Source organism: bacterium (assembly GCA_013360195.1).
GTDB lineage: Bacteria > Electryoneota > RPQS01 > RPQS01 > RPQS01 > JABWCQ01.
Window position 1 is genome coordinate 92,814 of record JABWCQ010000011.1, and the last position, 21,542, is coordinate 114,355.

Below are 21,542 nucleotides of genomic sequence, written 5' to 3' on the forward strand. Positions count from 1 at the left end.
CATGTACGAATTGCTGCGGCCCCTTTTGTTTTCCGGTGACCCGGAGAAAGTTCATGACAGAGTGCTTACCGCACTTGAGATTGCCGGTGAATCATCGCGGGGACGCAAACTGCTGGCGCGGATGGCCGGAAAGAATTCAGCCGCTTCCGTCCGAACGATGGGACTTACCTTTGATCATCCCATCGGACTTGCGGCCGGATTTGACAAAGACGCGCGCGCGCTCCCGGCTCTGTTCGCGCTCAATTTTGCTTTCGTTGAGATTGGCACCGTCACTCCGCGTCCGCAGCCCGGCAACCCCAAACCACGAATGGTCAACGCGATGGGTTTTCCCGGTGAAGGTATGCATGCGGTCAAGCGCAGGTTGATCTCGCTACTTGAGCGCGAACTTATCACCCGGCCCTACGGTATCAATATTGGCAAAAATGCCACTACTCTGCTGGAACAGGCGTCCGATGACTATCAAGCCGTTCTACGCGAACTGCTCAACTTCGGCGATTATTTTGTCGTCAATGTGTCTTCGCCGAATACACCCGGGTTACGCACATTGCAGAAGCCGGACTCTCTGCGCCAGTTGCTGTTCCCGCTGATGCAAATGACAAAGGGCAGCAAACCGCTGCTGCTTAAAGTCGCACCGGACTTGACGGATGATGATTTGATCACCGCAGCATCCGTGGTCACCGAATTGGGTCTCGCTGGCATGGTGTGTGCCAACACGTCCATTCGTCGTGAGATGGTTCCGCGAGCCGCAACTCTCGACCGCGGCGGACTCTCGGGCTCACCAATTTTCCCACGAACGGTTGAGTGCGTGAGTATTGTCCGCCAACACTTGGACAAAAATGCAACCATCATCGCCGCAGGCGGCTTAGATTCGCCGGAACGTGTGCATTTCGCACTGTCGGCCGGAGCAAATCTCATTCAAGTCTACACTCCGTTTGTCTATCTTGGACCGCGAGTTGTAAAAAAACTATTGGGGTAAGCGATGTATCTCCTCCTTGTGCTTGCGCTGTTATGTCTTTCGTGCAACAAACCCGATCATTCGCAGCCCGGGCTCCAGCGCGTGCCCGTCACGTCCAAAGATGACTCGCTTTTCCTTGCCGACGATTTTGAAGAACTCGGGTGGGACCAGTATTCATACGAAGATTATGATTCGGGTCTTGTGCTGTTTGATTCGGCTTTGAAGTATAATCCTGAGCATTCGCAGGCATGGCATGGACGCGCGCTGATGCTCGACAACTTGCAGCGCGACGCCGAGGCGGAAATCGCCTATCAAAACGCCGAAAAGTTCAACCCGCGCAACAAACAGGCGATCTGGCACCTTGGCTGTATGTACGCCAAAGCCGGACGAAAAGAGAAGGCGCTTCGTCAACTTCGCACGGTTGTCGCTCTTGATTCAAGCTACGCGATCGGCGTGCGAACTGAAGAGTGCTGGACATCCCTCTGGCATGACACCGACTTTCTTGAAGTCGTCGGTATGCTCGAGCCACTGGGGACAGAGTAACATAGTCAGAAACGTCGCAAAGAAAAGCCCCCGGCTATGTGTCGGGGGCTTCTGATTCCGTTGAACCCGGTTTAGAGATTCGAGCGTTTCTTGCTCTTTTCCTTCCGGTTCTCTGGTTCATTTGCCTTCGCGCCGCTCTTTCCCTTCAAACTGCCGTTTTCAGCAAGCAGCACTTCAAGCTGGTCAACATACTCCGCAAACTTCTTCATCGCCGCTTCAATGGGAGCAGGAGAGGACATGTCAATTCCCGCACCCTTCAGCAAATCGAGCGGATATTTCGAGGAACCTCCGGCCAGAAATCCGAGGTAATCCTGAAGCTCCTGCTCGCCGCCTTTCGTCACACGGTCGGACAAAGCCAGCGCCGCGGCCATGGAGGTCGCGTACTTATACACGTAGAAGTTGGAATAGAAGTGCGGAATGCGCAGCCACGTGAAGTCATACTGCGGATCCATGGCGACTTCCGGTGCATAATAGCTCGCCAGAATGCCGCGGTAAAGTTCGTTCAAAGACTCGGCGGTCAGAGGCTCGCCGCGCTCGTACTTGCGGTGCATTTCAAGCTCAAACTCCGCAAACACCGTTTGGCGAATAATCGTTCCATGAATATTGTCAATGAACTGATTCACATAGATGAGCCGCTTCTCCGGATCTGTTTCCGTCTTCAGCAAGTGATCGATCAGCAGCGCTTCGTTGAACGTCGAGGCAACTTCAGCAACAAATATCGCGTAGTCCGCGTAAATCTGCGGCTGATACTTGTATGTGTACCACGTGTGCATTGTGTGGCCGATTTCGTGGGCATTCGTGAACACGTCGTCCAATGTGCCGTGATAGTTCAGCAGCATGTATGGATGGCTCTTGTAGCTGCCCCATGAATACGCCCCGCCGCGTTTGGCCGGAGTCTCGTATACATCCACCCAGCGATTGTCATAGGCATAGGCCAGTGCGTCACCGTACTCCTTGCCCAGCGGCTTCAGTGCTTCCTTAATGGTTGCGACTCCGGCTTCGTACTCCCATTCCGGCGCATCACCGACGATAGGCGCGCTGAAGTCGTAGAAGTGAAGCTCGTCCAGGCCAAGCGCTTCGCGGCGCAGCCGGACGTACTTCTGCAGCGGCTCAAGATTCGCCTTCACCGTTGATATCAAATTCAAGTAGACCGTCGTGTCCACGTTGTCGTTGTCCACTGCCATATGCAAAGCCGAATTGTAGCCGCGGGCGCGCGCCTGAAAAACCTCGGCAGCAACGTTCGCTCCCATCAGGCTGGCAAACGTGTTCTTGTATTTTGCATATTCGTCATGCAGGGCAATGGCTGCGTCGCGACGAACCTTCGGATTCGTCGTTTCCATCAAGGCCCGATAGCGCCCTTCGGTCAGTTTCACCATTTTGCCGTCGGGTCCCTTGATTTCGGGAAACTGGATGTCCGTGTTACGCAGCGCTTCCGCAGCCGACTCTGATTGCGTAATTATCTCGCTGGCCATTGACATCAGCTTCTCTTCTTCCGGCGATAACACGTGAGCCTTCTGGCGAAGTTCGTTGCTTATGTATTGCTTGTAAAGGTCAAGTCCCTTCACATCCTTGTACCACTTGTCAAGTGATGCCTGCGGAATTGAGGTCAGCTCCGGTGAAAACCACGACAAAGCGGCGCCCATCTTCGCACTGATAACATCCGCGCGATCGCGCAGGGCGATGTAAACCTGGTCCCGCGTGTCCAAGTGATGTGACATATTAGCATAGGTGTACAGATTCTCGCTGTGGCCACCCACCTCAACCATCAAATCCAAAAAAGCCTTCAGGTCCTTGCCGGACTTGCTGACCTTGCCCTTGAAGGCTTCGAGTTCGGGAATCTTGCTTTCAATCCATTCGTAATCGGCCTCCCAAGCCTCATTACTCGGGTACATTGCCGTCAAATCCCACTTATACTTGGTTTCGACCTGCGAACGCTCCAACTCTGAAGCCTGAGCGACCCATGCCCAAGCCAGAAGTGCCACCATAACCCCGGTCATCCGGACGGTCCTACGATTCATGCCTGCTTGCTCCTTGCGGATTGAACTATGTTAGAAATGCTTGCTCTCGCTATCATATTAGAGACTGCATACTAAGCCCTTTGTGGCAGAGTTGCAAGGGGGAATTCCAGATTTTTATATGTGACAAGGTCACTCCTTTGTTTATTCACTATTTAGACATATCTTTATGTATAATTTACTTCACAGGAGAGGCACGAAATCCGGTACTAATTGTTAACTTTCAGTTCATGTGTCGATTTTCAAGACTTTTACGGATGGGTCAGTTCTCTAACTTTTATGCGATTTGGCAACTTCGACTCTTGACTCAGGAATTCATCATTCCCATATTACCCGTGAATGGCTTTCATTCAGCCGTGCAGGCGCAGAGAAGGACGAATAATTGGAGAAAGAAGTCGAAAGTTTTGTTAGAATGATTTGATAGCTTAGGATTTGACCAACGCATGCCCCGGCGGATGGCGACACAAACCCTCGTGAAAGCGAGGGTTTGTTGTTTTTTGCTGCTATTGTGCGTTATCGCATTGTAAAATAGTTACATTGACCCATTCCTCAATTGCAATCCGGACACGTCATTTGTATATTGTGCAGACATTTTCTATAAAAATATCGAAATCTCACCAGCCAAGGATCTGTCCGGATGAACTACTTTTCGCGCACACTGTTTTTTGCAGCCATCATGCTCTTTGCTTTGACAGCTCATTCTGCCATTCTCTATGTTTCGCCTAACCCCGGGTCGGCACCGTACACAACTGTCACCGCGGCCTTTGGTGCAGCCGCAACTGGTGATACGATTGTTCTCGGGCCGGGCGCATACAACGAGAACTTCAATAACTTCAGCAAGCGGATCCACATCATCGGCGCAGGATGGGATGTCTGCACTTGGACAGGAGTATGTCAGTTCGGCACAACCAACGCCTCACGGAGTGTTATTGAAGGCATTCGCTTTCTTGGCGGCGGTTACTACACTTTTTACAACCACACAAGCGTGGACTCGCTGACCTACCGCCGATGCAACATTTATGCTCTCCCGGGCTGGATGCCGTTTTATCTGGCCGCCGGAAAAACGTTCTTTACTGACTGCGTGCTGCACTCAAACAGCAACCACGTCTTGTACTTCGAATCTGCGATCAGCGGGAATGCGGTAATCCGAAACACTGTGTTCAATTGTTTGGTTCCGTCTGTCAACAACAATGCGTTGAACGGATCAAACGCCGGAACAATTGAGATTTATAACTGTGTCTTTCTGAATTTCGTTAAGCCATTTCATCTGACGGGCGTGCCGCAAGTCATCGGACTGAACAATATCTTCTGGGATTGGAATCCTGCCGCACAGTACGGTTCGCTTCCGGTCGGTTCGGTGTTTGAATACACCGCGGCGGGCAGCGGCGCTCCGTCATGGCCATTGAACTTCTCGAACAACATCGATCTCGGCAACAACAATCCGTTCGTGAACTATGCGACGGACTACTATCAATACGGAGTCAGCGATCTGCGTTTGAACACCAACACCGGCGGAAACCTTTGCCGCGACGCGGGCTATCCGTCCATTGAAGACCTCGACAGTACTCGTTCAGATCTCGGAGTCTACGGCGGCCCCAAGCCGTTTGTCGATCACGGAGTACCGGCGTTTCCGTTCGCTCTCACGCTCACCATCGACAACCTGGTGGAGGTTGGCGACAGCGTGAACGTGGTATCATCCGGCCGCATCGGCCCGCGCTACTAAGCGGAGATCAATACTCCATGACACTACGCACGACATGTGCTTTGCTCCTGCTGTGGTCGCTTATTGCGTGTGCGCAATCGATTACGGATGCGGAGTACTTCATCAACTCGGACCCCGGTCCAGGAAGCGGGATTGATATACCCGTTACGCCCGGTTCACAGGTCAACATCACATCACTGCAGGTTCCGGTCGCGCTGTTGGATTCCAATGATTCGCATGACCTGTTCCTGCGCTATCGCTCGGAGGATGGTTTGTGGGGTAACAGAGAGCGCCGTTCGTTCTTTCTGTTCTATTCCATACCTCACGGCTACGCGGGTCGCGACATCACTTCTGCTGAGTACTGGTTTGACAACGGCGCTCCAATTCCGTTCGACTTAAGCGATGATCCGTCTGTCGTTCATGCGATTCTGCTGCCTTCTGCCGGTTTGCAGACCAACACGGCACACAAGTTATCGGTGCGCTATTTCGGTTCTCACGGACAATTCGGGTCCGTTGAGTCGCGTTACTTTTTTCTGCATGAGCCGATTCCCGGTATCTGGTACAGCCGGGATATCACGCATGTCGAATACCGGTTCGACAACCTGCCACCGACGCTGGTGGACATCGGCAATAACTTTGAGATTGACTACTACGCACTGCTTCCGGTAGGAGGGTTGACCCCCAATCAGAATCACAAGCTGACGATTCGCTATCTCGATGAGGACGGCCGCTGGAGCAATCCGGAGGCGCGCTACTTTTTCGCGATTCAACTGGAGGGCGGTGCGGCAGAGTATATTGACATTACACACGTCGAATACTCCTTCGATGGAGTCAATCCGGTTCTGGTCGACGTTACAGACGGCGTTGACATCAATTATGCTGAGCTGATTGCATCGCTTGGTCTGCAGGTGAATCAATCGCACAAGCTGGCGGTTCGCTATTTGGATGAGCGCGGGCTGTGGAGTAACTTCGAGGCACGATACGTCTTTGTGCATGAGGAAGCGGACGGCATACAGACTCTGCTCGACGTGGCGGCGGTCGAATACTGGATTGACGGCGGGGCACCGCTGCAAGTTGATATTGCGGACGCAGCGAATGTCAATTTCGCTTCGCTTGTTCCGCATTTTGCCGGACCCGGACACCACGACTTTTACCTGCGTTACATCAGCGAAGAAGGTCAACGAAGCAACGCCGAAAAGCTTCCGTTTTTCGTCTGGTCAGGAGCCGGTCCAAGCGGCACGGCTCGACTGGCCGGAGCTGAGTATTTTGTCAACGTTGATCCCGGTGTCGGGAACGGAGTTCAAGTTACATTTCCGCAGGATGGAGCTTGGGATGAAGGTGCGGAAAACTCGGTGTCGGTTTTAACAGGTTTGCCTGTCGGTTTGCATCGCTTCGGCATTCGCTTCCGTGATGAAATCGGCAACTGGAGTCACACACTCACCGACACATTTGTCGTCGGGCCGGTACTGGTTATCAGCGTGTCTGGCAGCAATATCGTGTTGAATTGGACTGCAAATCCTGATAACATTCCGTTCCACGTCTTTCGCGCTCCCGGCACTGGCGGTGCGTTTACTGAAATCGGAACATCAACAGGATTGTCTTACACGGACGTTGGCATTGTCAACACACAAGACCGGCAGAACTACTATGTAACCACCACCAACAACGGTGTGTTGTCGAGATTCCAACTACCACCCCCCGCACGAGCAGATAAGTAGTTTGATGAAGTGGATTCACATGCGGCCCTGGCGAAAGTCGGGGCTGTTTTCTTGAGATTCATTTTATCTTTATCGCTTGCATAATATACGACAGTTTGAACGGATGGTCAAGATATATTTTCATTTTATTGAACTTAACAAGCTCTTTGTTGATAAGAAATTATGAAAAAAAGCGCAAAATTGGAGGCATCAGACCCCATCCCCCGACCCCTTCCCCATGAATGGAGAAGGGGGGACGAACGGATTCCAGCCGGGTTGCGGCGGGTCTTAACCCGGCTCGGCGGAGTTGGGGGGCGAGGGCTTGTGTGATCGATTTGCTTAACATTTTACCCCCCTTTATCCCCCAGAGGACTGGGGGGAAATAAAAAGAAAAACCCCCGATATTGTCGGGGGTTTTTGTTGAATCGAGTTGTGACTATGCCTCTAAGGTCACGACGTGCGAGATGTTTTTCAAGTGCAGAGAACCGTTCGGTCTTACGAACGGCTGGACGGACTCAATTGCGGTTTGCCTGGTCTTTTCTTCGCCGACGTTTGCCATTGCCGCCTGCACAGGACCCGCGGAGCTGAACGTCTCCCAGAAGTCTTCGACATCGGGATAGACAAAGTCACAGGGCACCTCAACATCGCGAACTACTTTCAGGCCGCTCTTTTCGATCGCGGCTTCCAGCAAACCCGGTTTGCCAAGCGCGAAGGGTCCGACTTTCGGCGGCTGCGGCAAGAGGCCGCCTATGGCTTTGATGAAGGTGCCCATGTTGTTGCGTTCAATGTCCGTGAACACCGCCACAATCGCTTTGCCATGCGGTCCAAGCAGACGCTTGATTTCCGAAAGAGCTTGCGCCGGATCATAGGTGAATTGCACGGAATTAGCGGCAAACACAACGTCGAAACTTCCGTCTTCGTGCGGCATCTCCTCCAAATCCCCCACAACAAAAGGTGCGTGCGGCAGACGCTTCTGTGCGATAGAAATAAGTTGTGGTGTTGCATCCAACCCGGCGACTTGCGCTCCGCGCTGCTCCGCAATGACAGAGGCTCCACCCGAGCCGCAGCCCGCATCAAAGAACTTCACTCCCTTCGTGACGCCGGACATCGTGAGCATTTGGTGCCACAACGGCACGAAATGCGGTTCAAACTTGTTGGCCCAGACTTCGGCGCCTTGCGCCCAGACTTTTGCCTGATCTTGTGCAGATCCCATGTAGTGATTTCCCCAATTCTGTTTTTTTTCGAAAGCCAGCACAACTTGTGGCTCTCCCCTATTCGATTGTTCAACTGTTTCTGAATGCAAGCAGGCTCAGCAGAAGCGCACCTGCAGTGTAGGACAATGTCGCAATCGAATCGAGAATATATGATAATTTTCTATAATTGTCAATAGTTATCAATTTTGGCTTATTGCCTTGCATATTTTAAGGTTACGCACTCCGAAAAATGAGCTGTTCCTGCTTTTCTGTCTCAATACCTGCCTGCCAGGACCTGTGAACAGCTTGCGATAAACGAGTCTTCCATGTAAATTGATAAAATGATCACTTCGAAGCTGCTGGGCATGCGAACATAGGCCAATGAAAGCAAACATGCTTAGAGGGGCTGCGGTGCCGCTCGTTTTGTTGGCACTCTTGATCACGAGCGAGTGGTGCGCGGCGCTTGACTGGTGGCCGCACCGGCATCATCTGTCCATTGCTTGGACAAAGCCGTTTCCACGCGGCACAAATTCACCCTTGAATATCGGGGGGCTTGATTCAAGCGGTCACGAGTATGTGTTTATACACTACTCAGATGACGTAAAGAGCGGTCGTCCACTACTCGGACACGTGGAAGTTTGGGATAGCAGGTTTCATCTGCATGAACAGTTGAATCTACCCCATCCCATCGCGCGCGTGGAACCCTGTCAAGCTGACCGAGACGACACGGGCGAGATCATGGTTTGCTACCGGAGTCCGGACGGCGTTGGCATCAGGGTGTATGATTGGCCGGAGACTGACGTGCTGTTTGACTTCGAGATCTGCGAAACGGATGTGCGCTGGAGAAACAGTTCACATTGGGACATCGAATTCCGCTTCGTCAACTATGTTCAAGGTGAACGGGACCTTTTTCTCATTCAACCGCAAGTCGGTTTTGCCAAGGGCCCGCGGGGAGTGATTGCAATAAATCCGCAAACTGGAGACTCTCTCTGGTATGCCAGATGCGCAAGCGGTGTGCAGAGTTGGTCGCTCATAAACTCCAGTCAAGGAGAGACCATTATCACTTTAGGAACAGGCGCGAGCTGCAACGGCGCAATTTACAACGAAACAGCCGACACGGTGAGTTATTTGCATGCTTATAACACTGACGGCGAGCTACTGTGGAGACATGTGAAGGAAAGCCCGTTTAGCTGGTTCTACTTAGCAGCAGCCAAAGCGAAACAACCTTGCGATGAGATTGTCGCCATTTCTTCGACGCTCAGTGTCAACGATTTCATTCCCACACTGCTGCGCGTAGATGCGCGGAACGGCGAAGTTCTGCAGCAGCGCCAGCTGTTTCCCATGAATCAGCGTCCGTGGATGATCCCTTGGGATGACTGCGCGTCCGGCGAACGGAGATTCGTTGTCACCGCAGAACCGGAGACGACAGTTGTCATTAACAGTAGCCTGCAAGCTCTCTCACTGAAACTGCCAAGAGGGCAAGTCAACGAAGTGTGCGCTGACTTTGATGGGGACGGACGAGACGATTTGGCACTAAAGCAGCCCGACGGTTACTTGAGCATATGGTCGTTTGACGGAGAACTGCTCTTCCGTGAGAAAGTATCAGGAACCTTTGCAGCCCAGCAGAGAATACAAAATGGAGAGTACAGCAGGCTGTGGATGCACAACGGCGAGACATTTACCGCCTACGATGTGACTCTGAACAACTGGTATCATGCTGAACTTGCTTTGGCGGGCAGCGGATACATTCTGGGAACGGCGGCGCTCGCTTGGCTGATTGTGTGGAGCGTCCGGACGAGGCGGGCCTATTTGCGGGCGCGAAGAGAGAAACTCGTGCTGGAAGGTTGGGCGCAGACGGCCTCATTTCAAGCGCACGACACGAAAAAGCCGATTGCAGTAGTTCAGCGGGCGCTGGAGAATTTTGAGGTTAGAATGGCGAGGGACTTTCCTGACGCTGATATCAAGCAGTTTGCTTCACGGGTGCGCGGGGAAATAGCGCGGATGCTGCAGACATCACGGCAAATTCAAATCATCAGCCGCACGATACAACCCGACTTCCAGACTCATGATTTGAACGCGCTGATAGCCTTGACCGTCGATCGCATGAATTTGTTGGAGCAGACCCAGGTTGTTCACGAAAATCCAGGACGACAACTCCGGGCCGTGTTTGACTACCGCTTGATTGAATCCCTGCTTGAGAACTTGATTGGAAACGCCATGGAGGCATCTCCTGCGAATGAAACGGTGAGGGTGAGTGCGGACAGTGGAGCAAACGATGGACAGGAAGTAAAGATTGTCGTTACGGACCGCGGAGAAGGAATGAGTGAGGAGAGAATTGCCGAGATTCTGGACGGCAAAGGGAGTCTGAAACAGGGCGGACAGGGACTGGGCATACGAAGCGCGAAGTGGATTGCGGAAATCCACGGCGGGGGACTGACGGTCAACAGCTCATCCGGGGCAGGGACTACTATCACCGTGCTCCTGAATCCGACGCCAGCCAAACAGGCTAACTGATTTTCACCAGCCCCGCCTCCCGCTCCGCTCCCAATACAATTTTGAACCTACCCTTTTTTTCGGGGAGAAAGGCAATGATGGTGGTATGCCCGCCGGGGAGCAGCTCGTGGATGGAGAGTTCATTGATTTCGAAGATCTCATCGTCCGGCTCAGAATCAAAGCGGTGAATCAGCCACTGGACTGGATGGCCGACCCGGATTTCGTATTCGGCGGGTTCCAGCAGGCCATTCTTGAGTTTTGACTCGAACTGCTGGAGTTTCCGTTCCTCGCGAGGCAATACGCGCCCACTCCTCCCCCGAAAATAGAAGAACCAGAAAATCCCGGCAATGAAGGCAATTCCGGCGACCATCTTCCAGAAGCTCATCGGGTCCATGAGTGGTCTCCAAGTTCGAAACTGTAACCCATTCTATAACATTCTCTTAACATGATTAGATCGGGAATATTTTGAGGTCAAACTACTCGATATCGGGGTATTTAGAGGGCTGTGGAGAAACCGGGAACAATCGTGAAAGCTGTTGCGTCTAACTGTTGTAGGCGGTCGAAATCAGGGTCTTCCGCCTGCATGTCAGCAGCCATCTAACCAAAGAAGGAGTAGATCATGGTGATTCTCAGTGTACAAGAGGCTGCGAAGTTTCTCGGTAAGACCCCGGCCGCTCTGCGAAACGGCTATAAGCGGTGGGGAGTTCCACATTTCAGGCTCGGCGGGCAAATTAAGTTCACCCAGGAAGCGTTGCAGGAATGGGTTGAAAAGGGCATGACCGTCGACAGCAACGAGCCGGCTGGTCCGGCTACCAAGAATGGCCGCCGTGCCCGCAGGGTTACGGCGGAAACTAAGGCGACTTCGCACTCAGGAACGCACGTAGCCTGAGCCTTGTAATCAGGGACCCAGCAGAGCGGGCGCCGAGCAATCGGTGCCCGTTTTCTATTTGGGGGGCGTGTGTGTAGCTGAGATCTATCGAATTAAAAGAATTTTGGAATTTCTGGAGATGGACCCTGCCGACAAGGAAACTATGTAAATTCCTGACGCCCACTCAGTGTTGCCAATTTGTACTTGATGACTTCCAGTGTTCATCCGTCCCAAATCAATTTCTTCAATCATTTGACCGAGAACATTGAAAATTTCTATTTTAACATCGGAATTGCGAGGAAGATCAAAGGAGAGTGTAGTCGAAGGATTGAAAGGATTTGGATAAACTTTCAGTGTGAAGTTAAGCGGAAGCGAGGGATTATCTACAGTGTTCGTTGTATCCTGGGTCGTATCAATCGCGAAATGCTGAACGAAAGCGCTGCTGAAAGCGTTATCACCGGGTTGGAATGCATCAGGTGTGACAGGCAGATCAATGGAAAGCGTCGTACCGGTAAGCCAAACACTATCGGCATTCTCTATATACCCTAAATATGAATCATGAGCCGAACCGCCAATGTATGTAGCATAAGTTATATTCGTCAATTCTCTGTTTAGCCTCGCAACAAATCCATCATTTGGCGGCACGCCTGAATTATTAAGAACAGAATCAAAAGCGTTAGAGGTGACCGGAAGATCACCGCTGTCAGTGGATCCCGCAATTATTACGTAGTTTTGTCCAACCCAATTCCCAAAGGTTGCAATAAGCTCACCACCACCCCCCCCAAAATATGTTCCAAAATAATCATTTGTTCGCCAGTTTAGCCTTGAGACATAGCATTCAGTGGATGTTCCTAATTCAATTACGCCAATGGTGTCCGCCGCTCCAGTAGAGACCGAAAAATCAGTTGAATGCGTGCTACCAGCGAGGTAAACTACGGAATCAACTTCCACTAAAGCAAAGAGATAGTCGTTTGCTTCACCGCCTAAATAACTGCAATACTCCAGCGTCGGAGGATGCAAAGTTAGCAAGGCAAAAAACGCATCAGGTTCATCGAATTCACCTGTGTCCGAAAACTCCGACTTGAATGCATTTTCAGTTACAGGCAATCTGGCACTATTCGTTTCTCCAAAAAGCCAGAGATGGTCACCATAAATGCTTTGTCCCCAAAAGCGGTCACCGCGCTCTCCTCCAAAGAACGAAGAGTAGAGAAGTTCGCTGTTGTTAGGGTTATATATCCAGAGAAAACCGTCACCACTTTGACGTACAGGCATCAGTGCTTCAGGTGTAATTGGGAAATCGTCGGAGGCTGTCTCACCTACAACATAAACCAGGCCTGCTTCATCAACCTCTACATCGCGTGCTTGGTCGCCGTGGTCACCACCGAGATAGGAGCAAAACTCAAGCTGTGTCAAGTCTGCGCTTAACCTAAGAAGGAATCCGTCGTAAGAACCTCCGATTATTGTGTCGAACGCATCCGGAGTGATCGGCCAGTCCGGATAGGCAAATCCACATATCCAGATACCATTTCTGAGTGAATCATAAGCTAGATCGTAGGCACCGCCCTCAGTGTTTCGATTGTCCGACGTCTGAATCTCTCCATACAAAGTTGAAGCAATGAACTCACCGTCCAGGCCGAAGTGGCTAACGAATTCTCGCATGCCCGGAAAGATTCCGGTTTCATCATAGGCACCCGGCGTCGTGGGAAAACCTGAAAGGGCGTAGGTCGAACCAGTGACATACACACCACCATCTGGTGCGAGTGTTAACGGGCCGCCATTGTCAACATCACCTGCCCCGAGATAAGTGCCATAGAGTAGCGGATCCACGACCAACTCTTTCCCCCGATCAAACTCCTCCACATCAAACCCCACCAGATTCTCGCTGATAATCCGATAGCCTGATTCCACTCGCTTCTGCATTCTCCCTTCCTGCTGAAACGCAAACGGAGCTTTCTCTTTGACTTCTCCCAATGAAGTCGTGAGCACAAGATTGCCGTGAGCATCCACACGCAATGGCGCATCAAGACCGAGATACTCGATTTGGATTTGTGCGGGAACTGCGCCGGGTTTGACATGATAAACCGTTTCAACACCGAGTTTGTCAGCGCGGTATTCTACATCAATCCCCGGCCAGATTTCGGGGACGATGACACGCTCGTAGTGGTCGACTCGGCTGCGCCAGTTGGTAGAATCTCTGCCAAAGAAGTAATTGGAATAGTGGCCGAGCTTGTCGATGCCGCGCGCGGAGTGTCGAGCCGGGAGGCTCGACCTAGTAGTTTCTGGGGAGTTTGTCGAGGAATTGAAGTGAATCTGCACCACATGCCCTCGAACCGTCACCGAGTCCTGGTCCTCATGCCTCTCCAGCATGTCCAGCGGGTCCCGCTGACCACGAGGCTTCGGATACTTCTTAAACTCTCGAAAATCCACCGTCATACCTTGCGGCGTGACATAATAGACAGTACTCCCAACCTCACATTTGAAAGAGAAGTCCCCATCCCACTGCCCTTCATTCTCAATCCAGAACACTTCCCCTTGCCCCCCCGCTGAAGCGAGGGGGAGAATTAGAAGAAATATGTAAACGGCAACCATACCCTAAATTAAGCTACAACCCAGCCGAATGCAAGGCCGCCACCGTGATATTTCCGACAAAGCGAGCGTAAATTGTTGAGCCATTAGGAAATGTCACAATTTGTGCGTATATTCACTCCGTCTGGCTAAATTGGGTCAGACACAGTTCGCGATTTCAGTTTGTGTAAGCCTGTACGTCGTCTCGCCGTCTGTCCCTCAGCGATTCCGAAGCAGTATTCACGGAAGTCGTTCGAGGGCATTTTGCTCTTCTAAGTGCTGTATTTACAACCTTGGAGTATCCTTAATCGGTCCTGCCAAGACAAACACTATGAGGGACATAGGAGAAATGACGATGGCAACACGTCTTTATGTTGGAAACCTTCCGTTCAGTACGACGGAAGATGAGCTTCGCACCGTCTTCGGTGAATTTGGTACAGTTGAGTCGGCAGAACTGGTCATCGACCGGATGTCGGGTCGCCCGCGGGGATTCGGATTCGTCCAAATGGACACCGAGGGAGCCGCGACTGCTATCAAGAAGTTGGACGGCGTCGAAATGGGCGGCCGTGCAATGAATGTGAACGAGGCCAAGGAACGGACACAGTCCCGCCCGGAACGTCGCGGACGCAGCAACTGGTAATCTGAACCCGTGCCGATTCGGCAGGGTTAGGAGAGTTAATGGACGGGCATCGAGGCATCGGTGCCCGTTTTCTTTGCCTGTGCAGCGCAATTTTGCCCAAAATATCGATTTTTTTGCCTCAAAATTGTGTGTAAAGACAAGAAATGATTTGGAGAATCCGAGAATTGTATGTATATTGCGCAGCGCATGATGGGCTGGGAAACCGTATCCATCCTCTGCAGATCGCGATTTCAGTTTGTGTAGTCTGTCCGTCGTTTCGCCGATTATTCGTCCCTCAGCGATTCCGATGCAGTAACCACGGAAGTCGTCTGAGGGCATTTTTGTCCTCCAAAGCGTTGATTAGTAAATACCTAAGAGGGACGAACAGGAGAAATGACGATGGCAACTCGTCTTTATGTCGGTAACCTTCCGTTCAGCGCAACGGAAGAAGAACTTCGCACCGTTTTTGGTGAGTTCGGTACAGTGGAAGCCGTGGAATTGGTGAAGGACCGTGAAACCGGTCGGCCGCGCGGCTTTGGTTTTGTGCAGATGGACGCTGAGGGCGCCGCCAATGCGATTAAGCAGATGGACGGCAAGCAAATGGGCGGCCGTGCGCTGAACGTGAATGAAGCACGTGAGCGTACGCAAGGTGGTGGCGGCGGTGGCCGTCCCCCGCGTCAGCGTCGCGAAAGCAACTGGTAATATTCTCTTTTTTGCGGAATTTTCCGCGACTGGGAAGAAAGAAAAAGCCTGTCCTGTAAAGGGCAGGCTTTTCAGTTTTCTCCTCCTGACAATTTTTTATCCAAAATTATTGCAACTTTGTAATAACGCTAACTGCAAAAAAAAAGCACTTTCGGCTCGGCGTTTCGGAACTGCAACGTCTTGACAACAATGCTACAGACACCTATTTTGAAACAGCAACACGCGGAACAACCTCAGAGGGACTGATAATGAAAAGGTTGAACGGCTTTGAATTACTATCGCGAATCTTACTCGCTTTTCAGAATCATCTGAAGCGGGTGGGGTTCGCGGTTTTGTTGTTAGCACATATCGTTGCTAATGCACAAGTATTGGACACGCTTTGGACAACCAACTCCACTGGCATTGCTTTTTCGGTTGAGGAGGCAATCGCAACGCCTGACGGCGGCTATCTATTGGTTGGGAATGACCATGGGATTCCGGCACAGGCTTATTTCTACAAAATGAATGCCTTTGGCCAACAGGAATGGTGGAGGGATTACGGTGGCGAGGAATCTTTCGACTATTTATATGATGTCGAAATCTGCGAGGATGGCGGATATATTGCCGTAGGGAGACGCTTTGATTGGCCAGAAATACCTGACCCTTCGGGATTTATCGTTCGTACGGATGCTTTCGGGGACACGCTATGGACAACAACATTTCTGCATGATTCCTTAAGGCTCGGATTTTTCGCGATTGTTAGAATAGAAACGGGATGGATGATTGGCGGAACGATGTCCTCGCGGGACAGCCAGCGGGGGGGGCCGTGGCTCGCCTTGCTTGGAGACGACGGCAATCTGATACCTGTTTATGAAGACTATGACTTTACACATGTGCAATCATTGTGGAGGTGTGTGCGGCAGGAAGATCGGATAGTCTTCAGCGGGACACGTTTTTATGACGATTCAATGGACTCCACCAATGTGTTTTTGAGCGCGTTCTCATTAGTCGGTGCGCCGCTCTGGGAGCGCGATTTCCGACTATCGCGTTATTCCGATTCACATGATCTCACATTAACTCCTTCGGGCTTCCTATTGACAGCAGGAATTGGGGACCAATACATTTGGGGGCCACGGGACATGTGGTTTATCAAAACGGATTTTGAAGGAAACATGGTGTGGTCAACCACTATGCGTGGACCACACTCTGATCTTATTGAAGTAACATTGCCTGACAGCAACGACAATTTTGTCGCAATAGGTTGGCGTGGTTCCGTCGGCGTTGAAACAATGGCTGATTTCTTCGCTGCGGGATTAGATTCCAATGGTGACAGCCTGTGGTATCACGCATTTGAATTTCCAAATCGAGAATTAGGGGGGGGGGGGGCAATTGCCTCTGATGGAAGCTATATGTTGTTTGGAGATCAGCGAACACGCAATGATGAATCGTCATTGGGACTTTACACACTTTGCGCGGTACCGCACAGAACAGACTTGTTGAACCCGAGAGTCCCGCTGCGATTTGATGTTTCATTGTCTGGTTATCCTAACCCTTTTAATTCATTAGTTCATATCCGGTTTGAATTACCGTCGATAATTCGAACCAAAGTAGCTCTATTTGATATCAGAGGCCGCGAGACACGATTGATTACTGATGGCATCTTGTCGGCAGGGTATCATTCCATTCTACTAGACGCTTCGACATTGAGTTCAGGGCCGTATTATGTCCGCCTTACGGCTGGCTCAGTTAGCAAGGTTCAGAACCTGATAGTTGTGAAATAGGTCAACAGAAAGTACATTGTTATTAATTATACATCCCTTTGATAGGCCTGACATTTAACAAGATACGCGTTCGTTCTGGGTAATACAGCTTAAGTAGACAATGAAAGGGCAACTGTAGGCATTCAGAGCAAATGGCACAAGATGCGCTATTGAATTAGGGTGTAGTTTGGGTTTGTAAGTTGCGGAGCTTCAGTAGTTTTCGTGATGTTGATGTATTGACCTGGCGACGGGTCTTTTTTGTTTGTGTTTGGAGTTTTTTTCGCCGTCTGAGAACGGTCTCGGCGCGGCCGTGATAGACATCTGCGGGGTGCAGATTGTCGATGGATTTGTGGTAGTGTTCCATGCGCAGCACCCGCGGCGGGTGCCCCGAGAATGTGTGAGTTATACACCTCAGCCCTAAATAGAAAAGCCTGCCCAATTGGACAGGCTTTCCAGTCTTTGGCCGCCGCCTTACAAAATTTCCTCGTCCTCGGCGCGCCAGGCGGGATCAACTATGCAAAGAAACTCGAGAATTTCGGGACCCAAACAGGTGATTCGTTGAGTTGAAGAGGGAGCGATGTAGATGGTGTCGCCAACCCCGACCTCGCGGGTTTGGCCGTCAATCTCCATGTTTCCCCGGCCCTTGAGGATGTAATAGACCTCACTGGTGGACAATCGGTGCAATGACGAGGTGTTTCCCGGCTCGAGGCTGGCGTGGGCCAGCGAGTAGCCGAGGGCAAGGGGGGTCTTGTCCGGATGCAGAATCTCGCGGAGGCGGGTCTGGTCCCCGGCGATGAACTCGTCGCAGGAGCTTAACGGGATAACTTTCACTTGCGGCTGAAGAGTCCGAGTTTGAAGCCGTCGGAGAGTTCGAACATCCCGATGAAGCCCATTTCGTGGGGCAACGGACGCTTTTCGTCTATGACTTTGGCCCCTAAAGAGACCGCTTTCTTGAGTGCGTCGGCCACGTCATCCACGAACACATAGTTCTGCGCGCCGCTGTCAAGCACGTTGTCCACCTTGATGAGTCCACCGCTGACACCTTGCGGATCGTCGTTGGTCGTAATCATCCAGTAGTTATCCATCATGGGATCCACCTTCCAGCCGAACATTTCACGATAGAAGTTGGCCGCCTTCTCCAGGTCGGTGGTGGTGAGTTCGATGTGACAAAATGTGTGCATGGGTCCCTCCGTGGGTTGATAGTCTCGCCCGTAAGTAGTTAATTATAGTGTTGACAAGCAAGTCGGGCGAACATATAGAATATGGCTTTTGACCGACTTTCGCAATGAATTTGATGTATTATTGCCAACTGATGAAGTGTGACCGTGGTCACACATAACCCTCTGGAGAACTAAATGTTTAGAAAGCGCACAGCTGTGTGGATAGCCACGGCCATCGTCTGCGGAGTGGTGGCGGCGGTGTTCTTGTATCCTCAGAAGACTTCGGCGGCAGCCATCGGGATCGGGACGGAGGCGCCTGCTTTTGAATTGAAAAACGTCGATGGGCAATTGGTTAGTCTGGCGGCCGCATCCGGCGAAGTCGGAACACTTGTAGTCTTCACCTGTAATCACTGTCCGTTCGCTGTGGCATATGAAGACAGATTGATTGCCTTAGCCAACGAGTTTCAGCCCAAGGGCATCTCATTTGTTGCCATAAGCCCGAACGACCCCAAGATAAAGCCCGAGGACGGCTTTGAGGCCATGCAAAAGCGGGCACAAGAGAAGAATCTCCCCTATCCGTATTTGCTTAACGAAGATGGGACTATTGCCAAGGCCTATGGAGCGGCAAGAACACCGGAGGCCTTTCTTCTTGACAAGGATGGCAAAGTCGTTTATACAGGCCGCATTGATGACAATACGGAAGTCAAGGAAGTCAAGTCACACGATTTGCGGAACGCCATGACGAAGCTGGTCGAAGGCAAAGCGTCTGAAATTGAGCCCAAAACCACAGCGGCATTCGGCTGTACGATAAAATTTAGAAAGTAACCCCGTGACGCCCGCTTGCAAAGCGGGCAGCCTCGCGCTGACGCCTGCGCTTGAAACTCGCGGCGGGACGCAATCATGCAACTGTTCTTGCTTCTCCTCATCCTCTCGCCGTTGGCGGCCGCACCGTGGACCGTGGGTAACTCCGGTGCGCCCGGCACGCAATCGTGCGCGTCATCGTGTCATGGAGACGGGGCAGGAACGGTGGAAGTACACGGGTTCCCTGAGTCTTATTATCCCGATTCCGTCTATTTGATTCAGCTGACAAGCACGGGGCCCACGATCAAGAATTTCAATGCGTCATGCCGGTTGGGGACGACATCGCTGAACGCCGGGGTGATGCTCGGATATGGCATGACCGCCGCATATTCCGTGTCCAATGAGACGAACGGTGTGCACTCGCTGGTCTTGGATCAGGATACGCTCGAGTTTCAGTGGATTGCTCCTGCCCACGGAACGGGAGAAGTTCGCATGTACATTGCGGCGCATCAGGGTCATGACACGGGACCGAATAACGACTTGATGCTGATTGCCGGTGAAGTTTTTGTTCCACAGCCTCCGGATACGCCGCGAAATCCTGTTCCGCCAAACGGCGCGGAGAATGTGAATGTAATTGTCACACTGCATTGGGACGAAACCGCGCGCGCCGATTCGTTTCTTGTTTATTTCGGCACCACGACAGATCCACCGCTTGTTTCGCGGCAGACGCAGATATATTATGAGCCGCCGGAACTTAACTTGAACTCGCAGTATTACTGGCGTGTCACCGCAACCAACGCGCAGGGCGAGAGCATGGGGCCGCTGTGGAACTTCACGACGACGGCGACCTCCGAGAGTGCTGGACCTTTTGCCGGTGACTTCTTGCTTGAGCCGCCGTTCCCGAATCCGTTCAATGGCACAACCACTTTGAGAATGGAGCTCATTGGAAACGTGCCGATCACTATTTATATCTATGACGTCCGGGGACGATTCGTCGAGACACTGTACTCCGGAATGTCGCAGCACGGACGCAACGAATTTCTCTGGCACGCCGATGGCCCGTCGGGAGTTTACTTTATTCGCGCAAACATAAATCACACACCCAAAATTTACAAAGCTCTCTATCTTAAGTAGCGCGACATTCGCGACGAATGCCGCCGCATCACACAATGCAAGCAATCAAGGCCGGGATAATCAAGATTCTACAATCAATTTCCCCAAGTAACTAACCTTAGGACAACACCATGAACGGCAACAGAAGGTCCGGCCAAAAAATTTCGTTCGTTTTCAGGGAGACCACGATGAAAAGATTTGTTGTATTGCTTGCTTTGATGATGGCCACAGTGAGTTTGGCCACCGTGCACACGGTCAACGTCAATGCCTTGTCATTCTCACCGGCCAATCTGACGATTCAGCAGGGAGATACCGTGCGCTGGATTAAACCGGCCGGCGGATTTCACAATGTTGAAGAGTCAAACAATAATCCGCCTGTGTTCCGCAGCGGCGATCCGACGAGCAGTGCCTTTACCTACAATTTCGCCTTTGCGGCTCCGCTGTCCGGTACATTTAACTATGAGTGTATCGTCCACGCGGCCAGCGGCATGGTCGGCACAGTGACCGTTGAAGCGGGCGGTAATCCGCCGTCAACCCCGTCCAATCCGATTCCGAATAACGGAGCGACCGGAATGCCCGCACTCGGATTCTTGATTTGGGAAGACGAGGGCGCGACGGGACATAGCGTGCAATTCGGCACGACGAATCCTCCGCCTACGGTGAATGATAATTTCGGCGGCATGATGTTCCCGTACTCAGGCTTGACGCCGAATACTCAGTACTTCTGGAAAATTACCGCCTTCAATGAACACGGTGAAACGGAGGGGCCGCTTTGGTCGTTTACAACGGCCGGACCGCCGCCGCAAGTGACCGGGCCTTTCCCGGATGACGACGCGACGAATGTTCCCGTGACAACGACCTTGGCGTGGGAGCCGTCGAGCGGCGCCAATGGATATGAAGTCTATTTCGGAACGAGTGAACCGCTTCAATTGGCGACAACAACCACACAAACCACCTTTGACCCGCCGGGTGATCTCGCGACGTCAACAGTTTACCTTTGGCGTGTAGATGCCTTTGGGGATGCAGGTTCAACGACCGGACAGGTGTGGAGTTTTACGACCGAAGCTGGTTCAAGCGCAGAAAACCCCGCCGCTCCGCAAGCATTCCAGTTACAGGCGGCCTATCCGAATCCGTTCAATAGCAACGTGAGAATCGGCCTGACGGTTGCCCAGGAGAGCCCGACTGTCGTGAGAATCTTCGATATCGTCGGACAGGAAGTGGCGACACTTGTTGATTCGAAGCTCAGTGCTGGCGAGTATCAACTCGAATGGAATGCCGCTGGAAACGCCGCGGGACTGTACTTCCTGAAGTGTGAATGCGCAGGTCTCACGCAGACCCAAAAGCTGATTTACCTGCCGTAAAGATACTTGTCAGAAC

Annotated in this window: 18 protein-coding genes; 12 read left to right on the forward strand and 6 right to left on the reverse strand. The window is 51.8% G+C overall.

Annotation, left to right across the window (positions count from 1 at the left end):
* Position 1: 1 nt before the first annotated feature.
* Both HUU59_09405 and HUU59_09410 read left to right on the forward strand, forming a co-directional pair.
* Entirely contained in the window at positions 2-976 is a 975-nt protein-coding gene (locus HUU59_09405) for a quinone-dependent dihydroorotate dehydrogenase (protein ID NUO19650.1), read from the forward strand.
* 3 nt (positions 977-979) lie between these two features.
* A complete protein-coding gene (locus HUU59_09410) occupies positions 980-1,498 on the forward strand; it encodes a hypothetical protein (GenBank protein ID NUO19651.1) in 519 nt (172 codons plus the stop codon).
* A 71-nt stretch (positions 1,499-1,569) separates the two neighbouring features.
* Here HUU59_09410 and pepF read toward each other — a convergent pair whose 3' ends face one another.
* Positions 1,570-3,516, reverse strand: coding sequence for an oligoendopeptidase F (pepF, locus tag HUU59_09415; protein NUO19652.1), 1,947 nt, complete (start codon positions 3,514-3,516; stop codon positions 1,570-1,572).
* A 634-nt stretch (positions 3,517-4,150) separates the two neighbouring features.
* On the opposite strand from pepF, the gene HUU59_09420 reads away from it, so the two are divergent.
* Together HUU59_09420 and HUU59_09425 are read left to right on the forward strand one after the other, a co-directional pair.
* The gene (locus tag HUU59_09420; GenBank protein ID NUO19653.1) at positions 4,151-5,236 is read left to right on the forward strand and encodes a hypothetical protein; all 1,086 of its coding nucleotides are present in this window, start codon (positions 4,151-4,153) and stop codon (positions 5,234-5,236) included.
* 17 nt (positions 5,237-5,253) lie between these two features.
* Entirely contained in the window at positions 5,254-6,933 is a 1,680-nt protein-coding gene (locus HUU59_09425) for a hypothetical protein (GenBank protein ID NUO19654.1), read from the forward strand.
* Between the two features lie 415 nt (positions 6,934-7,348).
* Here the strand turns inward: HUU59_09425 and HUU59_09430 are convergent, their stop codons facing one another.
* Entirely contained in the window at positions 7,349-8,125 is a 777-nt protein-coding gene (locus HUU59_09430; protein ID NUO19655.1) for a class I SAM-dependent methyltransferase, read from the reverse strand.
* 361 nt (positions 8,126-8,486) lie between these two features.
* On the opposite strand from HUU59_09430, the gene HUU59_09435 reads away from it, so the two are divergent.
* Positions 8,487-10,619 carry a HAMP domain-containing histidine kinase gene (locus HUU59_09435; GenBank protein ID NUO19656.1) on the forward strand — a complete coding sequence of 711 codons (2,133 nt, stop codon included), beginning with the start codon at positions 8,487-8,489 and terminating at the stop codon, positions 10,617-10,619.
* On the opposite strand, the gene HUU59_09440 is transcribed toward HUU59_09435, so the two are convergent.
* Positions 10,612-10,992, reverse strand: coding sequence for a cupredoxin domain-containing protein (locus HUU59_09440; GenBank protein NUO19657.1), 381 nt, complete (start codon positions 10,990-10,992; stop codon positions 10,612-10,614). The genes HUU59_09435 and HUU59_09440 overlap by 8 nt on opposite strands.
* 225 nt (positions 10,993-11,217) lie before the next feature.
* Here HUU59_09440 and HUU59_09445 point away from each other — a divergent pair, with 225 nt between their 5' ends.
* Positions 11,218-11,487, forward strand: a complete 270-nt coding sequence (locus HUU59_09445; GenBank protein NUO19658.1) for a helix-turn-helix domain-containing protein — start codon at positions 11,218-11,220, stop codon at positions 11,485-11,487.
* 84 nt (positions 11,488-11,571) lie between these two features.
* Here HUU59_09445 and HUU59_09450 read toward each other — a convergent pair whose 3' ends face one another.
* Entirely contained in the window at positions 11,572-13,992 is a 2,421-nt protein-coding gene (locus HUU59_09450) for a T9SS type A sorting domain-containing protein (protein ID NUO19659.1), read from the reverse strand.
* A 394-nt stretch (positions 13,993-14,386) separates the two neighbouring features.
* Here HUU59_09450 and HUU59_09455 point away from each other — a divergent pair, with 394 nt between their 5' ends.
* From HUU59_09455 to HUU59_09465, 3 genes are all read left to right on the forward strand, one after another.
* Entirely contained in the window at positions 14,387-14,671 is a 285-nt protein-coding gene (locus HUU59_09455) for an RNA-binding protein (GenBank protein ID NUO19660.1), read from the forward strand.
* 378 nt (positions 14,672-15,049) lie between these two features.
* Positions 15,050-15,352: an RNA-binding protein gene (locus tag HUU59_09460; GenBank protein NUO19661.1), complete on the forward strand. Its 303-nt coding sequence runs from the start codon at positions 15,050-15,052 to the stop codon at positions 15,350-15,352.
* A 248-nt stretch (positions 15,353-15,600) separates the two neighbouring features.
* On the forward strand, positions 15,601-17,112 hold the full coding sequence (locus HUU59_09465; protein ID NUO19662.1) for a T9SS type A sorting domain-containing protein: 1,512 nt from the start codon (positions 15,601-15,603) through the stop codon (positions 17,110-17,112).
* Positions 17,113-17,562: 450 nt separating this feature from the next.
* Here the strand turns inward: HUU59_09465 and HUU59_09470 are convergent, their stop codons facing one another.
* Positions 17,563-17,922 carry a cupin domain-containing protein gene (locus HUU59_09470; protein NUO19663.1) on the reverse strand — a complete coding sequence of 120 codons (360 nt, stop codon included), beginning with the start codon at positions 17,920-17,922 and terminating at the stop codon, positions 17,563-17,565.
* On the reverse strand, positions 17,919-18,272 hold the full coding sequence (locus tag HUU59_09475; GenBank protein ID NUO19664.1) for a VOC family protein: 354 nt from the start codon (positions 18,270-18,272) through the stop codon (positions 17,919-17,921). The genes HUU59_09470 and HUU59_09475 overlap by 4 nt, the downstream gene beginning before the upstream one ends.
* Positions 18,273-18,446: 174 nt before the next feature.
* Between HUU59_09475 and HUU59_09480 the strand changes: the two genes are divergently transcribed.
* The 3 genes from HUU59_09480 to HUU59_09490 all read left to right on the forward strand — a co-directional run bounded on the left by HUU59_09480 (position 18,447) and on the right by HUU59_09490 (position 21,526).
* Entirely contained in the window at positions 18,447-19,076 is a 630-nt protein-coding gene (locus HUU59_09480) for a thioredoxin family protein (protein ID NUO19665.1), read from the forward strand.
* 75 nt (positions 19,077-19,151) lie between these two features.
* Positions 19,152-20,186 carry a T9SS type A sorting domain-containing protein gene (locus tag HUU59_09485; protein NUO19666.1) on the forward strand — a complete coding sequence of 345 codons (1,035 nt, stop codon included), beginning with the start codon at positions 19,152-19,154 and terminating at the stop codon, positions 20,184-20,186.
* Between the two features lie 167 nt (positions 20,187-20,353).
* The gene (locus tag HUU59_09490) at positions 20,354-21,526 is read left to right on the forward strand and encodes a T9SS type A sorting domain-containing protein (protein ID NUO19667.1); all 1,173 of its coding nucleotides are present in this window, start codon (positions 20,354-20,356) and stop codon (positions 21,524-21,526) included.
* The last annotated feature ends 16 nt before the right edge of the window (positions 21,527-21,542 follow it).

Bases quoted from the DNA above. Each gene is read 5' to 3' on its own strand.
- HUU59_09405 (NUO19650.1), top strand. From the start codon at position 2: ATGTACGAATTGCTGCGGCCCCTTTTGTTTTCCGGTGACCCGGAGAAA.
- HUU59_09410 (NUO19651.1), top strand. From the start codon at position 980: ATGTATCTCCTCCTTGTGCTTGCGCTGTTATGTCTTTCGTGCAACAAA.
- pepF (NUO19652.1), bottom strand. From the start codon at position 3,516: ATGAATCGTAGGACCGTCCGGATGACCGGGGTTATGGTGGCACTTCTG.
- HUU59_09420 (NUO19653.1), top strand. From the start codon at position 4,151: ATGAACTACTTTTCGCGCACACTGTTTTTTGCAGCCATCATGCTCTTT.
- HUU59_09425 (NUO19654.1), top strand. From the start codon at position 5,254: ATGACACTACGCACGACATGTGCTTTGCTCCTGCTGTGGTCGCTTATT.
- HUU59_09430 (NUO19655.1), bottom strand. From the start codon at position 8,125: ATGGGATCTGCACAAGATCAGGCAAAAGTCTGGGCGCAAGGCGCCGAA.
- HUU59_09435 (NUO19656.1), top strand. From the start codon at position 8,487: ATGAAAGCAAACATGCTTAGAGGGGCTGCGGTGCCGCTCGTTTTGTTG.
- HUU59_09440 (NUO19657.1), bottom strand. From the start codon at position 10,992: ATGGACCCGATGAGCTTCTGGAAGATGGTCGCCGGAATTGCCTTCATT.
- HUU59_09445 (NUO19658.1), top strand. From the start codon at position 11,218: ATGGTGATTCTCAGTGTACAAGAGGCTGCGAAGTTTCTCGGTAAGACC.
- HUU59_09455 (NUO19660.1), top strand. From the start codon at position 14,387: ATGGCAACACGTCTTTATGTTGGAAACCTTCCGTTCAGTACGACGGAA.
- HUU59_09460 (NUO19661.1), top strand. From the start codon at position 15,050: ATGGCAACTCGTCTTTATGTCGGTAACCTTCCGTTCAGCGCAACGGAA.
- HUU59_09465 (NUO19662.1), top strand. From the start codon at position 15,601: ATGAAAAGGTTGAACGGCTTTGAATTACTATCGCGAATCTTACTCGCT.
- HUU59_09475 (NUO19664.1), bottom strand. From the start codon at position 18,272: ATGCACACATTTTGTCACATCGAACTCACCACCACCGACCTGGAGAAG.
- HUU59_09480 (NUO19665.1), top strand. From the start codon at position 18,447: ATGTTTAGAAAGCGCACAGCTGTGTGGATAGCCACGGCCATCGTCTGC.
- HUU59_09485 (NUO19666.1), top strand. From the start codon at position 19,152: ATGCAACTGTTCTTGCTTCTCCTCATCCTCTCGCCGTTGGCGGCCGCA.
- HUU59_09490 (NUO19667.1), top strand. From the start codon at position 20,354: ATGAAAAGATTTGTTGTATTGCTTGCTTTGATGATGGCCACAGTGAGT.